At 65.1% G+C, this 12,336-nt stretch carries 13 protein-coding genes; 5 read left to right on the forward strand and 8 right to left on the reverse strand.

Features of this window, described 5'->3' with window-relative positions:
* The first annotated feature begins 40 nt into the window (after positions 1-40).
* Positions 41-886, forward strand: a complete 846-nt coding sequence (locus tag B6V76_RS01290) for a fumarylacetoacetate hydrolase family protein (RefSeq protein ID WP_075774974.1) — start codon at positions 41-43, stop codon at positions 884-886.
* Between the two features lie 62 nt (positions 887-948).
* On the opposite strand, the gene kdsA is transcribed toward B6V76_RS01290, so the two are convergent.
* From kdsA to B6V76_RS01305, 3 genes are read right to left on the reverse strand one after another with little or no spacing between them, the layout of a single operon-like run.
* Positions 949-1,782, reverse strand: coding sequence for a 3-deoxy-8-phosphooctulonate synthase (gene kdsA / locus B6V76_RS01295; protein WP_088718509.1), 834 nt, complete (start codon positions 1,780-1,782; stop codon positions 949-951).
* 35 nt (positions 1,783-1,817) lie between these two features.
* Positions 1,818-3,623 (reverse strand): capsule biosynthesis protein, encoded by a 1,806-nt coding sequence (locus B6V76_RS01300; protein ID WP_088726469.1) that lies wholly within the window; start codon positions 3,621-3,623, stop codon positions 1,818-1,820.
* Complete coding sequence (locus B6V76_RS01305) at positions 3,607-4,260, reverse strand: ATP-binding cassette domain-containing protein (RefSeq protein WP_075774971.1); 654 nt, start codon at positions 4,258-4,260, stop codon at positions 3,607-3,609. Before B6V76_RS01305 ends, B6V76_RS01300 begins: the two co-directional genes overlap by 17 nt.
* Before the next feature lie 155 nt (positions 4,261-4,415).
* Between B6V76_RS01305 and B6V76_RS01310 the strand changes: the two genes are divergently transcribed.
* Together B6V76_RS01310 and B6V76_RS01315 are read left to right on the forward strand one after the other, a co-directional pair.
* Positions 4,416-4,997 carry a uracil-DNA glycosylase family protein gene (locus B6V76_RS01310; RefSeq protein ID WP_088724384.1) on the forward strand — a complete coding sequence of 194 codons (582 nt, stop codon included), beginning with the start codon at positions 4,416-4,418 and terminating at the stop codon, positions 4,995-4,997.
* Positions 4,994-5,794, forward strand: coding sequence for an SseB family protein (locus B6V76_RS01315; protein ID WP_075774969.1), 801 nt, complete (start codon positions 4,994-4,996; stop codon positions 5,792-5,794). The genes B6V76_RS01310 and B6V76_RS01315 overlap by 4 nt, the downstream gene beginning before the upstream one ends.
* Before the next feature lie 51 nt (positions 5,795-5,845).
* On the opposite strand, the gene B6V76_RS01320 is transcribed toward B6V76_RS01315, so the two are convergent.
* From B6V76_RS01320 to B6V76_RS01340, 5 genes are all read right to left on the reverse strand, one after another.
* Positions 5,846-6,751: a formate/nitrite transporter family protein gene (locus tag B6V76_RS01320; protein WP_141104863.1), complete on the reverse strand. Its 906-nt coding sequence runs from the start codon at positions 6,749-6,751 to the stop codon at positions 5,846-5,848.
* A gap of 48 nt (positions 6,752-6,799) precedes the next feature.
* Complete coding sequence (locus B6V76_RS01325; protein WP_088726470.1) at positions 6,800-7,777, reverse strand: Gfo/Idh/MocA family oxidoreductase; 978 nt, start codon at positions 7,775-7,777, stop codon at positions 6,800-6,802.
* A 128-nt stretch (positions 7,778-7,905) separates the two neighbouring features.
* A complete protein-coding gene (gene rpoH, locus B6V76_RS01330; protein WP_088726471.1) occupies positions 7,906-8,805 on the reverse strand; it encodes an RNA polymerase sigma factor RpoH in 900 nt (299 codons plus the stop codon).
* A 178-nt stretch (positions 8,806-8,983) separates the two neighbouring features.
* Positions 8,984-10,426 (reverse strand): cardiolipin synthase, encoded by a 1,443-nt coding sequence (cls, locus tag B6V76_RS01335; RefSeq protein WP_075774966.1) that lies wholly within the window; start codon positions 10,424-10,426, stop codon positions 8,984-8,986.
* The gene (locus tag B6V76_RS01340) at positions 10,423-11,475 is read right to left on the reverse strand and encodes an RluA family pseudouridine synthase (protein WP_075774965.1); all 1,053 of its coding nucleotides are present in this window, start codon (positions 11,473-11,475) and stop codon (positions 10,423-10,425) included. Before B6V76_RS01340 ends, cls begins: the two co-directional genes overlap by 4 nt.
* On the opposite strand from B6V76_RS01340, the gene B6V76_RS01345 reads away from it, so the two are divergent.
* Both B6V76_RS01345 and ybeY read left to right on the forward strand, forming a co-directional pair.
* Complete coding sequence (locus B6V76_RS01345; RefSeq protein ID WP_088723384.1) at positions 11,474-11,809, forward strand: DUF6476 family protein; 336 nt, start codon at positions 11,474-11,476, stop codon at positions 11,807-11,809. The two genes, B6V76_RS01340 and B6V76_RS01345, sit on opposite strands and share 2 nt — an antisense overlap.
* Complete coding sequence (ybeY, locus tag B6V76_RS01350; protein WP_088726472.1) at positions 11,799-12,296, forward strand: rRNA maturation RNase YbeY; 498 nt, start codon at positions 11,799-11,801, stop codon at positions 12,294-12,296. The genes B6V76_RS01345 and ybeY overlap by 11 nt, the downstream gene beginning before the upstream one ends.
* Positions 12,297-12,336: the final 40 nt, after the last annotated feature.

The following is a 12,336-nucleotide window of genomic DNA, read 5'->3' on the forward strand; positions in this document are numbered from 1 at the left end:
CCGCACAGGCTTGATGCCGCCAAATTATGGAGGACATTACATGAAACTTCTGCGTCACGGGCTTATCGGAGCCGAAAAACCGGGGCTGATGGACGGTCAGGGTGTGATCCGCGACCTGTCGGGCCAGGTCGCCGATATCGGGGGTGCGGTGCTCTCGGATGACGGGCTGGCGGCGATCGGCTCGCTGGACGTATCCGAGCTGCCCGCCGTGCCCGAAGGCACGCGTCTGGGCGCGCCGATCGCGGGCATCGGGAAGATGATCTGCATCGGGCTGAACTATGCCGACCACGCTGCGGAATCGGGCGCGACGGTGCCGCCGGAGCCGCTGATCTTCATGAAGGCCACTTCCGCGATCCAGGGCCCGAACGATCCGATCGTGATTCCGCGCGGCGCCGAGCAGACCGACTGGGAAGTCGAGCTGGGCATCGTCATCGGCAAACCTGCGAAATACGTCTCGGAAGAGGATGCGATGGATTACGTCGCGGGCTACGTGCTCGCCAACGACGTGTCCGAGCGCAGCTACCAGAAGGACCGCTCGGGCCAGTGGACCAAGGGCAAGAGCTGCGACAGCTTCGGCCCGCTCGGACCGTATCTGGTGACGCGCGACGCGGTGGCCGATCCGCAGAAGCTGGCGATGAAGCTGAGCGTGAACGGCGAAGTGATGCAGAACGGCTCGACCGAGACGATGGTCTTCGGCGTGAAGAAGCTGGTCAGCTACCTCTCGCAATTCATGACGCTGCATCCGGGCGACGTGATCTCGACCGGCACCCCTCCGGGCGTCGCGATGGGGATGGAGACCCCGCGCTTCCTGCGTCCGGGCGATGTGGTGGAGCTGGAGATCGAAGGACTGGGCCAGCAGCGCGCCGAGGTCGTGGCCGACGCCTGAGGCAGGTCTTTGCGAACAGGGCAGGGCGCGCGGAACACTCGCGCGCCCTTTCTCATACGCGATTACAGCCGGATCGGGTCGTCCTTGGCGATCCGGTCGAACTCCATCAGCGTCTGCACCAGCTTCGGCATCTGGTTGAGCGGAATCATGTTCGGCCCGTCCGAGGGCGCGCTATCGGGCGCCTCATGGGTTTCGATGAACACGCCCGCAATGCCCAGCGACACCGCCGCGCGCGCCATCACCGGCGCGAATTCGCGCTGACCGCCAGAGGAGCCGCCCTGACCGCCGGGCTGCTGCACCGAATGGGTCGCGTCCATGATCACCGGGTAGCCGGTCTTCGCCATCTCGGGCAGGCCGCGCATATCGGCGACCAGCGTGTTGTAGCCGAAGGAGGTGCCGCGCTCTGTCAGCAGGATCTTCTCGTTGCCGGTGGAGGCGACCTTCTCGGCCACGTTGGGCATGTCCCACGGCGCGAGGAACTGGCCCTTCTTGATGTTCACCACGCAGCCGGTCTCGCCCGCGGCCAGCAAAAGATCGGTCTGGCGGCACAGGAAGGCCGGGATCTGGATCACGTCGACCACCGCGCCCGCGATGCGGGCCTGTTCCGCGTCGTGGATGTCGGTCAGCACCGGGCAGCCGATCTCTGCGCGCACCTCTTCGAGGATCTTCAGTCCCGCGTCGATGCCGAGGCCGCGCTTGCCTTTGAGGCTGGTGCGGTTGGCTTTGTCGTAGCTCGCCTTGAAGATGAACTGCGCGCCCGCCTGGTCGCAGGCGCGGGCCATTTCCTTCGCGATCATCATCGCATGGTCGCGGCTTTCGAGCTGGCACGGACCCGCGATCACCGTCAGCGGGCGATCGTTCGAGACGGTCAGCCCGCCGATTTTCACGTCTTTCATTTCTCTCTCCGCAGCCTGTGACGGGCCGCTCTAGCTCAGCTCGAGACCTGCTCACGCAGGACCGACGCTGTGAGCGACAGCATCAGATAGATGCCCGAGAAGATCAGGAAAGCCAACAGCGTGTTCTCGAAAGCGCGCGGATAGGTGGGCTCGTCCGGGGCGACGGGGCGTACGCCCATCTCCAGATAGCGCACCTGCTTGTTGGCCTCGATCCGGGCGGTTTCCATCTGCTGCGCAGCGGCAGAGAGCAGCATCTGGCGGGTCTGCAATTCGCCTTGGGCGATCTGCAACTGGCCGGTGACGGCGGCGAGCGACTCGCCCCCGGTGGCCTGGCGCCCCGCCGTGAGTTGGCCACGCGTCTTTTCGAGAAGCGCCTGAATGCGCCTGATGTCGCCCTGCACACCCGAGACCCGCGCCTGGTTGGGACGCGCATTGTCGAGCAGTTGGCCCAGCTCGAGCCGTTTCTGCTGCAACTGGTTTTCCAGATTGGCGACCTGGCCCATCACCACCGAGTTCTCGCTGACGGGATCGAGGACGCCGACCTTCTCCTGTAGCTGCTGCACCTTGGATTGCGCAGCGAACACCTTCGCCTCGGCATCCTGATAGCTTTCGCGCGCGCCCTTCATCTGGTCGTCGCGCAGCCGCGAAGTCAGCTGGTCCACCTGCTGTTCGGCATAGGAGATGAGTGACTCGGAGAATTGCTGCGATTTCTGCGGATCGGGGGCGATGACCTCCATCTTCACGATGCCCTCGGAAGGGTCGTAGCCGATCTCGACCATTTTCGAGTAAAGCCGGTAGGCCTGCTCGTCGGTGGCATCCTTCGGCAGGCGCTGAAGCGGGTCGATGCTCGGATCCTCGAAGATTTTCTTGAAACCCTGATCGCGGTCGAGCCGTTTCATGGCATCGCGCGACTGCAGATAGGATTGCACTGTCACCGAGTCCTGGTTGGTGGCGAGCTGCGTGCCCGAGAAGAGCGACCCCAGCCCGGAATTGCCCAGCCCTTCGGCCTTCTGGATCACGAAAGCCGATTTCGTCGCATACATCGGCGTGGCCATCGCGAAATAGTAATAGGCGGCCATCAGCGTCGGCAGCACGACGAAGAAGCCCAGCCGCGCGCCCAGCAGCATCAGCTTGCGGCGGCGCCGTTTGGCGATGTCGCGCTGGATGCGCAGGATCTCGGCGGCGCGACGATCCTCGGTCATCACCTCGGTCGAGGGGAGCTGACCTTTCTTGATCGTCTGCGGCAGGTTCACGCGGGTATCCGCGCCCGGCCCGTCGGTCCGCGCCAGCGCCCGCGAAGTCGCTTCCGCCTCGCCGGGTTTCACCATCGCCACGATATTCGAGCGGTCGAACGGATCGATCCCGCGGCGGCGCAGGAGCAGCACGGCCTCGAAATCGGAACTGGCCTGGACGCCGTGTTTCTGCGCCATCCGGCGGGCGAGGCGCAACTGGCGGCCGGTCAACCCCTCGGCGCGGATCGCGTCGATTTCTTCCTCGGGGGTGCGCTGGCCCGCATCGATCACCTCGGCGCCGTTGCGCTCCGCCGTCGGGAATTTCTGATCGCCGAACCCGTCATCCTGCGGCTCGAACATGCTGGAGGGATCGCTGTCTCTGTGCCGCCGTTGCCGTTGCCGTTGCGGTTCTGGCGTGTCGGAAGAGGGTGCGGCTTGCGCGGCGGAGGCCGCAGAGGCGTTGGAGGCGCGCGGCGTGGTCGGCTCTCCCGTCGTCCCGGCGCTCGATTTCAGCGGCATCGCCCCCAGCTGCAGCGAGCCGTCGCTCCCCGTGATCACCGGCCCATCGCGGCGGATACGGAATTTCGGGGCCTTAGGACTGGTAGTCATACAACCGCTTCGCTTCTTCAAGAGTGTCGAACTGGTAAAGTTGCCCGTCGCGCAGCACCGCCGCACGATTGCAGAATTTCTCGATCGTGGAGGGTTGGTGCGAGACCACGACCACGGTGGAATTGCGCAGCCGGTCGCGCAGGATCGAGCCGGCCTTGCGGTTGAACTCCACATCGGTGGTCGAGGGCATCCCCTCGTCGATCAGGTATATGTCGAATTCCAGCGCGAGCAGCAGGGAAAAGGTGAACCGCGCGCGCATCCCCGAACTGTAGGTGCCCACGGGCTGGTCGAAATATTCCGCGATCCCGGTCAGCCAGCGCGAGAAGGCCTCGACATAATCGGGATCGAGCCCGTAGAGCCGCGCGATGAAGCGGGCGTTTTCGCGCGCCGAATGTTTCGAGACGACGCCGCCCATGAAGCCCAGCGGGAACGAGACCCGGCTGGTGCGGCGAATCTCGCCCTCGTCGGGCTTTTCCAGCCCTGCCATCATGTTGATGATCGTGGTCTTGCCGGTGCCGTTGGGCGCGAGAATGCCGAGGCTCTGGCCCAGCTCCACGCGGAAGCTGGCGCGTTCGAGGATCACCTTGCGCTGCTTGCCGGTCCAGAAGGATTTGGAGACGTTCTCGAATACGATCATTACTTTTTGGCCCGGGTCTCCATCTGTGCGCGCCTCGCCACTAAATCACGGGGGCAGCAGTGTGAGAACCCGCCTAACCTTGGATTTGGGCAGCATTATGTTCAGTTGTGGGAGGGTTATGCAATGACGAACACATTGACACTAGAGGAGAAACGATGACCCGCCCCGTGCAAGACGAGATCCGCGACTGCCGCCTTTGCGCGGCGCGGTTTCGCGCGACCGCGACCGGGCATTCGCCGCGTCCCGTCGCGTGGTTCGCCGCCGGCGCACGCGTGCTGATCGTGGGGCAGGCGCCAGGAATCCGGGTGCACGAGACCGGCGTGCCGTTCAACGATCGCTCGGGCGACCGGCTGCGCGACTGGATGGGCGTTGATCGCGAGACCTTCTACGACGTCTCGCGCATCGCGATCGCGCCGATGGCGTTCTGCTTTCCGGGCTATGACGCGAAGGGGTCCGACCTGCCGCCGCCCGCAATCTGCGCCCAGACGTGGCGCGACCGGGTGATGGAGGAAATCGGCCCGGTCGATCTGACGCTTCTTGTGGGCGGCGCCGCGCAGCGCTGGCATCTGGGCACACGCAACGTGACGCAGGCCGTGCTGGGCTGGCGAGACCACGCGCCGCGCCTCTTCCCCTTGCCTCATCCGTCTTGGCGCAATACGGGATGGCTGAAGAAAAACCCGTGGTTCGAGGCCGACCTGCTGCCGGTCCTGCGCGCCCGGGTGAAGGAGCTGACATGACCCCCTATGACCGCGCCCATGCGGCGATGGAAGCCGAGCCGGAGAACGAGGCCAAGCGCCTTGCCGTGTTCGACCGTCTCGCCGATGCCGAGTTGTTCCTGCTGCTCGAAGAAGAGCCCGAGGACGAAAACATCAAGCCGCAGGTGTTCTCCACCGAAGAGGGCGAGTTCGTTCTCGTCTTCGATACCGAAGACCGTCTCGGCGAATTCGCGGACGGGCCGCAGCCCTACGCGGCGCTGCCGGGCCGGGTGATCGCGCAGCATCTGGTGGGCGAGAATATCGGGCTGGGCGTCAATCTCGGCGTTGCGGACTCGGCGATGCTGTTGCCGCCCGAGGCGCTGGACTGGCTGACCGAGACGCTCGCGCATACGCCGTTGGAGGCGCAGGGCCGTCCGGTGGAATTCACCGCTCCGGGCCTGTCGCCCGCAGTGATCGCGTTGCTGCTGCCCGCCTTCGAGGCCAAGCTGGACCAGCTTGCCGGGATCGCGCAGGCTGCCGTGCTGGGCGGCGTCACCTACGAGGACGGCCACCGGGGCCATGTGCTCGCGGTGATCGGCGCGCATGAGCATTTCCGCGCGGGTATCGCCAAGGCAATGGGCGAGGCGCTGACCTTCTCGGGGCTGGATGCGGGCGAGTTGGACGTGACCTTCCTCGAGCCCGAGGACAAGGCCGCGCAGCTTCTGCTGGACAAGGGGCTCGTGCTGCATGTCCCCGAGCCGGTCGAGGAAGAGGTGCAGGAACTCCGCCCCGGTTCCGCCCCCGGCATGGATCCGAGCAAGCCGCCGAAGCTGCGCTGAGGCGCGCCCGGCGGTTTTCGCTTATGGTTTGAAAAACTCGGTCGGGGCGGCTCAGGACTCGCCGTTTGCCTCGTCGTGCTCGCCGATCACCTCGTTCTTCACCTGACCCCATGTCAGCAGCGTGAAGACCGCCGTGCCGCCCGCGACATTGCCTGCGAGAACCGGGAAGAAAAACCGGCTGATCGCCTCGGTCAGGCTCATATGGCCGCTCCAGACAAGCAGCCCCGCCTCGACCGAGCCCGCGACGACGTGCGCCGAGCCCGAGGCCGCGAGCAGCCATGTCATCGCGAGGATCACGAGGAACGAACTGCCCTGCGCCGCGGGCATGATCCACACCACGGCGGCGATGATGATGCCCGCCGGCATCGCGCGGTAGAAGTTCTGTCCCATGTCGCCGTCGGTCGCGTGGCGCGCCACGGCCAGCAGGCTGTCGGTCATCTCGTTGGGGATGACATGGGGAATGCTCAGGAACCCCGAGGCGATCGCGCAGCCAAGAATGTTCGACGCAAGCACGATCGCCCAGAGCCGCAGCATTTTCAGCAGGCATGTCAGCGATCGTTCTGCCACCACCGGCAGGACGGTGGTGATCGTGTTCTCGGTGAACAGCTGCATCCGCCCGAAGATCACCACCATGAACCCGGCCGAATAGCCGAGGGACTCGACCAGAATCCGCCAGCTTTCGTCGGGCAGACGCGCATGCAAGCTCGCCTGCGCGATGACCGAGAGGCTGATCAGGATGCCCGCCGCGAGCCCCGACCACACGAGAGAGGTGAGCGGGCGGTTCAGCTCTTCGTCGCCGTCATGCCGGATCACGGCGTAGATCAACCGCGCGGAGAGGCGCGAGGCTTGCTTCACCGAGCGCTCCTCGTGCCGTTCGCGCACGGCGTTGTTCTGGGCTTTTCCGCTGCCGTTGTCGGACCCGCCCTGCGCGTCACTTTGGGAACTGTCTGATTTCATTCGTGCTGAACCCCGTCCCGCGTGCTTTGTTCCCTGTGCGAGCCTGCGCTATCCCTGTTCGCTGGCGAACACCTTGTCGATCATCGCCTGTGTGCCGCGCGCATCTTCAAGTGTCCACGCATAGGGCGCGCCCTCGGTGACATGACGCACGAAGGCCTCCACCTGGATCACATATTGATTCACGCCCGGGTAGCGGATCATTTCGTCCGGCTTGCCCTTGCGGATCAGCGTGACCTCCGCCTGATCGAAGACATTCGCGTTGAACGGGCAGGTGAGGCGGATCAAACCTTCGGAGCCCTGGAAGACCGCTTCCTGGCGCGGATGCAGCCGGGTCGAGGTCAGCGCGCCATAGGTGAAGCGGCCCTTGTCGCTGACCATCTCGCCCGTGACCTGCGTGAACGTGTCGACATCGTTCTCGCGATGGATGACGGCGCGCAGATCGCCCGGTTCGGCCCGGGCTGCGAAGCGCACGCAGGAATAGGCATAGACGCCGATATCGGGGATCGAGCCGCCACCCATCTCCGGCTTGTTGCGGATATTGGTGGGGTCGGGGTTGTTGAAGGTGAAGGCCACATCGGCGTGGCGCAGCTCTCCGATTGCACCCGCATCGAGCCAGTCGCGCACCTGCCGCCATTGCGGGTGATGCACGATCATGTAGGCCTCGGTCGCGAACTTGCCGGCGGCGTCGCGCGCTTCGATCAGCCCGTCGATCTCCTCGGCCTTCATCGCAATGGGCTTTTCCGTCAGCACATGCTTGCCTGCCGCCAGCGCCTTCTTCGTCCACTCGACATGGAGCGTGTTGGGCAGCGGGATATAGACTACGTCGATCTCGGGGTCGGCCAGCAGCGCGTCATAGCTGTCATGGACCTTGAGATCGGGCGCGAAGGCCTTGAAGGGATCGGCTTTTTCCGGGCTCGACGTCGCGAGCGCCGCCAGCCGCGCGCCCTCGGCCGCGTGGATCGCCCGGCCCATATGTTCGCGCGCAAATTTCGCGGCGCCGAGGATTCCCCAGTTCAACACCTGCATCGTCTCTCTCCCTCTTTTCGTGCTCGTATCCGGGGCGAAGGTAATGCTTATGCGGCGCGGCGCAAAGAAAATCGCCGCCCCCGGGAAGGGAGCGGCGACACACTTTCGCACTCGTTACTGTTCGCGGGTTACGCGGGCACGTTCATGCCTTTTTCCCGTGCCAGTTCGGTCATGCGCTTCTGCAGCTTCTCGAAGGCGCGCACCTCGATCTGGCGGATACGCTCGCGCGAGACGTCATAGACGCCCGAGAGTTCCTCCAGCGTGACGGGATCGTCGCGCAGGCGGCGCTGCATCAGGATGTCCTTCTCGCGGTCGTTGAGAACGTCCATCGCGTCCATCAACATCTCGCGGCGGGCTTCCATCTCCTCGGCCTCGGCATAGGCCTCGGCCTGATCGGCATCCTCGTCTTCGAGCCAGTCCTGCCACTGTGCGGCCCCGCCTTCGTCACCCGCGCCGATCTGTGCGTTCAGCGAGGCGTCCGAGCCCGACATCCGCCGGTTCATCGAGATCACTTCTTCCTCGGTCACGTTCAGATCGGACGCGATCTGTTTGACGTTCTCGGGGCGCATATCGCCGTCTTCATAGGCGCCGATCTTGGACTTCGCCTTGCGCAGGTTGAAGAACAGCTTCTTCTGCGCGGAGGTGGTGCCCAGCTTCACGAGGCTCCACGAGCGCAGGATGTATTCCTGGATCGCGGCGCGGATCCACCACATAGCGTAGGTCGCAAGGCGGAAGCCCTTCTCGGGATCGAAGCGCTTCACTGCCTGCATCAGACCGACATTCGCCTCCGAGATCACCTCGGCCTGCGGCAAGCCGTAACCGCGATAGCCCATCGCGATCTTCGCGGCGAGACGCAGGTGCGACGTCACCAACTGGTGCGCGGCATCGGTGTCCTGGTGGTCGGCCCAGCTCTTGGCCAGCATATATTCCTGTTCCGGCTCCAGAAGCGGGAACTTCCGGATCTCCTGAAGGTAGCGGTTCAGCCCCTGCTCAGGACTCGGGGCCGGAAGGTTCGTGTAGCTCGTCATCGTCTCCCATGTCTCCCTTTTGGCGGCTGCTCAATATGGGGATCGCCCCCCGTTCTTTCAAGAAACGCAAGGCAGTGCGGATTGGTTCACCGAAAGCCGCCCTGACGCAGTCGCATAGAAAGATCAACGTATCGTAACGGGATTTCCGTCGCGGATGTGTAAAAAAACATCTGACGCTTCACAAGATCGGCGCGAGCACCGACATCAGGTTGTTGATGATTTTCCAGTGCAGGGGCCATTCCGCGATCCGCTCCGGTCCGACGCGGCGGGCCTGCGCGATCCAGTGGCGCTGGCGTTCGCCCAGCTCGAGACCGAGTTCGTGATCCTCGATCAGCACGCAATTTTCGTAATTCAGCTCGAAGCTGCGGCGGTCGAGATTGGCCGAGCCGAGGATCGCGACGCGGCCATCGGCCAGCAGTGTCTTGGCGTGCAGCAGGCCCGGCCCGTGCTCCCAGATCTCGACGCCCGCCTCGGCCAGCACCGGGTAGAAGCTGCGCGCGGCATGGGCGACGAAGCGCGAGTCGTTGCGTCTCGGCACGATCACCTGCACCCGCACCCCCCGGCGCTTGGCGGCGCGCAGGGCGGAGGCGATTTCCTCGCCCGGCACGAAATAGGGGGTGGAGAGGGTCAGCGTCTCGCGCGCGGCCCCGATCACCGCAAGGAACACATCCGGCACCCCGCGCGTGTCCAGCATCGGCCCCGTGGCGAAGGCGACCGCCGTTCCGGGCCGCGCGGTCGGCGCGGCGGGAGTGGGGATCACGAGGTCCGAGATTTCCTCCCGGCTATGCGTCACCCAGTCGGTCGCGAAGATGTGCTGGTGCTGGGCGGCGAGCGGCCCCTCGATCCGCAGCATGACATCCTTCCACGGCGCGAAGCGCGCCTTGATGCGGAACTCCGGGTCGGCGATGTTGCGCGAACCGGTATAGGCCACATGCCCGTCGATCACGGCGAGCTTGCGGTGGTTGCGCAGGTCGATCCGCATCGTCGCGAGCTTGAACAGCGGCCAGCGGAAGGAAAAGGCGATCGCGGTCTTCACTCCGGCCTTCTTCATCGCCTTCCAGTGGCGCGACTTGATGAAGCCGCGCGCGCCCAGCCCGTCGACGAGGACGCGCACGGTCACACCGCGTTCGGCCGCGCGGGTCAGCGCCTCGGCCATCGCGATGCCGGTCAGGTCTGTCAGCCAGATATAGGTGATGAGGTGCACGCTTCGGCTGGCGGCGTCGATATCGGCGATCAGCGGTTCGAGCTGATCGGCAGGGTCGGGCAGGAAGGCGATGGCATCGCCGCTACTCGGCGCGTAGCCGTTGATCGCGGCGGCCCGGGCGAAGGCTGCGCGATAGGCCGGGGAGATGGCTTCGAGGTCTGCGGGCTCGACCGGATCGGGGGCGGGCAGGGCGGCGACCGTCGCCTGCAGCTTGCGCGCGACGCGCTGGTTGAGCCGCGTCTCCCCGATCAGGATATAGAGGATGACGCCGAGGAACGGCACCGACAGGATCAGCACCGTCCAGCTTGCGCGCACCGCGGGTGGCTTGTCGGGACGGGTGAACACGCGCAGCAGCGCGAGCGCCTGACTGCCGAAGTGAAACAGCAGCGTCAGAAGCTCCGCCCACCAGACGTTCACGGGGCGGTGCCGCCTGCAGGGGGCATGGAGGCGGCGCGCAGCGCGTCGATCAGGTCGGTCATGTCGTCGGGCAGGGGCGCCTCGAAGGACAGTTCCTCTCCGGTGACGGGATGAACGAAGCCAAGCGTCGCCGCGTGGAGCGCCTGCCGCGGGAAGGCGCGCACGGCCTCTGCCGCAGCCGCGCCCACCGCTTTTTCCGAGATCTTGCGCTTGCCGCCATAGGTCTGATCGCCGATCAGCCCGTGACCCGCATAGGCCATATGGACGCGGATCTGATGGGTGCGCCCGGTCTCGAGCCAGCAGTCGATCAGCGCCGCCGTTCCGTTGAAATCCTCGATCGTGCGAGCCCGGGTGACGGCATGCCGCCCGCCATGGGCCACCACCGCCTGTTTCTGCCGGTCGGTCTTGTGGCGGGCGAGTTGCGTGACGATCTTCAGCACGCCGCCTTGCTCGAAGCTGACGCCGTTCAGTCCGCGCAGCCGCGGATCGGAAGCCTGCGGGACGCCATGGCAAAGCGCGCGGTAATGGCGATGAACCGTATGCGCCTCGAATTGCGCGGCGAGCCCGTGATGCGCCCGGTCCGATTTCGCGACGACGAGCAGCCCCGACGTGTCCTTGTCGATGCGGTGGACGATGCCGGGGCGCGCCTCGCCGCCGATCCCTGAGAGATTCCCGCCGAAATGGTGCAGCAGCGCGTTGACCAGCGTGCCTTCGGGCGTGCCCGGCGCGGGGTGCGTGACCATGCCCGCGGGCTTGTTCACGACGATCAGGTCGTCATCTTCCCACAGCACTTCCAGCGGAATGTCCTGCGCGACGGTCTCGACCTCTTTCGGAGGCTCCAGCGCGATCTGATAGACCTCGCCCTCGGCGACCTTGGTCTTCTGATCGGTCACGGCCACGCCCTCGCGGCTGACCGAGCCCTCCGCGATCAGTTTCGCCAAGCGCGAGCGCGAGAGCGCCGCTTCCTCTGGCACAGCCGCCGCCAAGGCCTTATCAAGGCGGGGACCCATGCCGGGTCCGATCTCGATGCTGAGGATTTCCTTATTCATGTCCGACCTGCCTGACGAAGAGCCTGCCACCACGCTGCCACCCGATCTTCGCTTTCTCAAGATACTGGTGACCACGCTTGCGGCGGTGATGATCGTCGGGCTTGTAGCGATCGTGGCGCTGCTTGTCATCCGCTTGCAGCAACCCAATCCGCTGCCGCAACTGCCCGCCGCGATCACGCTGCCCGAGGGCGCACAGGCCAAGGCCGTGACCTTCGCGCGCAACTATACTGTGGTGGTGACCGATGGGGGGCAGGTGTTGGTCTATGACAAGGCCGGGCAGAAGGTGGGCGATCTGACGCTTGGCACGGAAGGCGGGAATTCCGATGGAAATTGACCTCGAGCTCGAAGACCCCCGCTGGGAGACGGTCGGGCTCGAAGACCTGATGACCCGCGCCGCGTCACTGGTGCTGGAGGATCGCGGAATCGAGACGGAGCTCTGCCGCCTCTCGGTGCTCGCCTGCGACGATGCGCGCATCGCCGAGCTGAACGGCGAATATCGCGACAAGGCGAAGCCCACCAATGTGCTCAGCTGGCCCGCCGAAGAACGCGGCGCGGAAGAGCCCGGCGCGCATCCCGAACCGCCCGCGCCCGATGTCTTCGGTGAGATCGAGCTCGGCGACCTCGCGATCGCCTATGAAACCTGCGCCCGGGAGGCCGAAGAACAAGGCAAATCCGTCGAAGATCACACGCTGCATCTGCTCATCCATGCGGTGCTGCACCTGTTGGGCTATGACCATATTCGCGACGAAGATGCGCAAGTTATGGAACAAATCGAAATCCGGCTTCTTGAAAGCGTAGGAATTCGTAACCCATATGTGTAAGACTAGGCGCATTCCGCGTCATCTTTCGGAAAGGAACAAT

The organism is Thioclava sp. IC9, assembly GCF_002213225.1.
GTDB lineage: Bacteria > Pseudomonadota > Alphaproteobacteria > Rhodobacterales > Rhodobacteraceae > Thioclava > Thioclava nitratireducens.

Bases quoted from the DNA above. Each gene is read 5' to 3' on its own strand.
- B6V76_RS01305 (WP_075774971.1), bottom strand. From the start codon at position 4,260: ATGATCGTATTCGAGAACGTCTCCAAATCCTTCTGGACCGGCAAGCAG.
- rpoH (WP_088726471.1), bottom strand. From the start codon at position 8,805: ATGACGAGCTACACGAACCTTCCGGCCCCGAGTCCTGAGCAGGGGCTG.
- kdsA (WP_088718509.1), bottom strand. From the start codon at position 1,782: ATGAAAGACGTGAAAATCGGCGGGCTGACCGTCTCGAACGATCGCCCG.
- B6V76_RS01345 (WP_088723384.1), top strand. From the start codon at position 11,474: ATGTCCGACCTGCCTGACGAAGAGCCTGCCACCACGCTGCCACCCGAT.
- B6V76_RS01325 (WP_088726470.1), bottom strand. From the start codon at position 7,777: ATGCAGGTGTTGAACTGGGGAATCCTCGGCGCCGCGAAATTTGCGCGC.
- ybeY (WP_088726472.1), top strand. From the start codon at position 11,799: ATGGAAATTGACCTCGAGCTCGAAGACCCCCGCTGGGAGACGGTCGGG.
- B6V76_RS01320 (WP_141104863.1), bottom strand. From the start codon at position 6,751: ATGAAATCAGACAGTTCCCAAAGTGACGCGCAGGGCGGGTCCGACAAC.
- B6V76_RS01300 (WP_088726469.1), bottom strand. From the start codon at position 3,623: ATGACTACCAGTCCTAAGGCCCCGAAATTCCGTATCCGCCGCGATGGG.
- B6V76_RS01315 (WP_075774969.1), top strand. From the start codon at position 4,994: ATGACCCCCTATGACCGCGCCCATGCGGCGATGGAAGCCGAGCCGGAG.
- B6V76_RS01310 (WP_088724384.1), top strand. From the start codon at position 4,416: ATGACCCGCCCCGTGCAAGACGAGATCCGCGACTGCCGCCTTTGCGCG.
- B6V76_RS01340 (WP_075774965.1), bottom strand. From the start codon at position 11,475: ATGAATAAGGAAATCCTCAGCATCGAGATCGGACCCGGCATGGGTCCC.
- B6V76_RS01290 (WP_075774974.1), top strand. From the start codon at position 41: ATGAAACTTCTGCGTCACGGGCTTATCGGAGCCGAAAAACCGGGGCTG.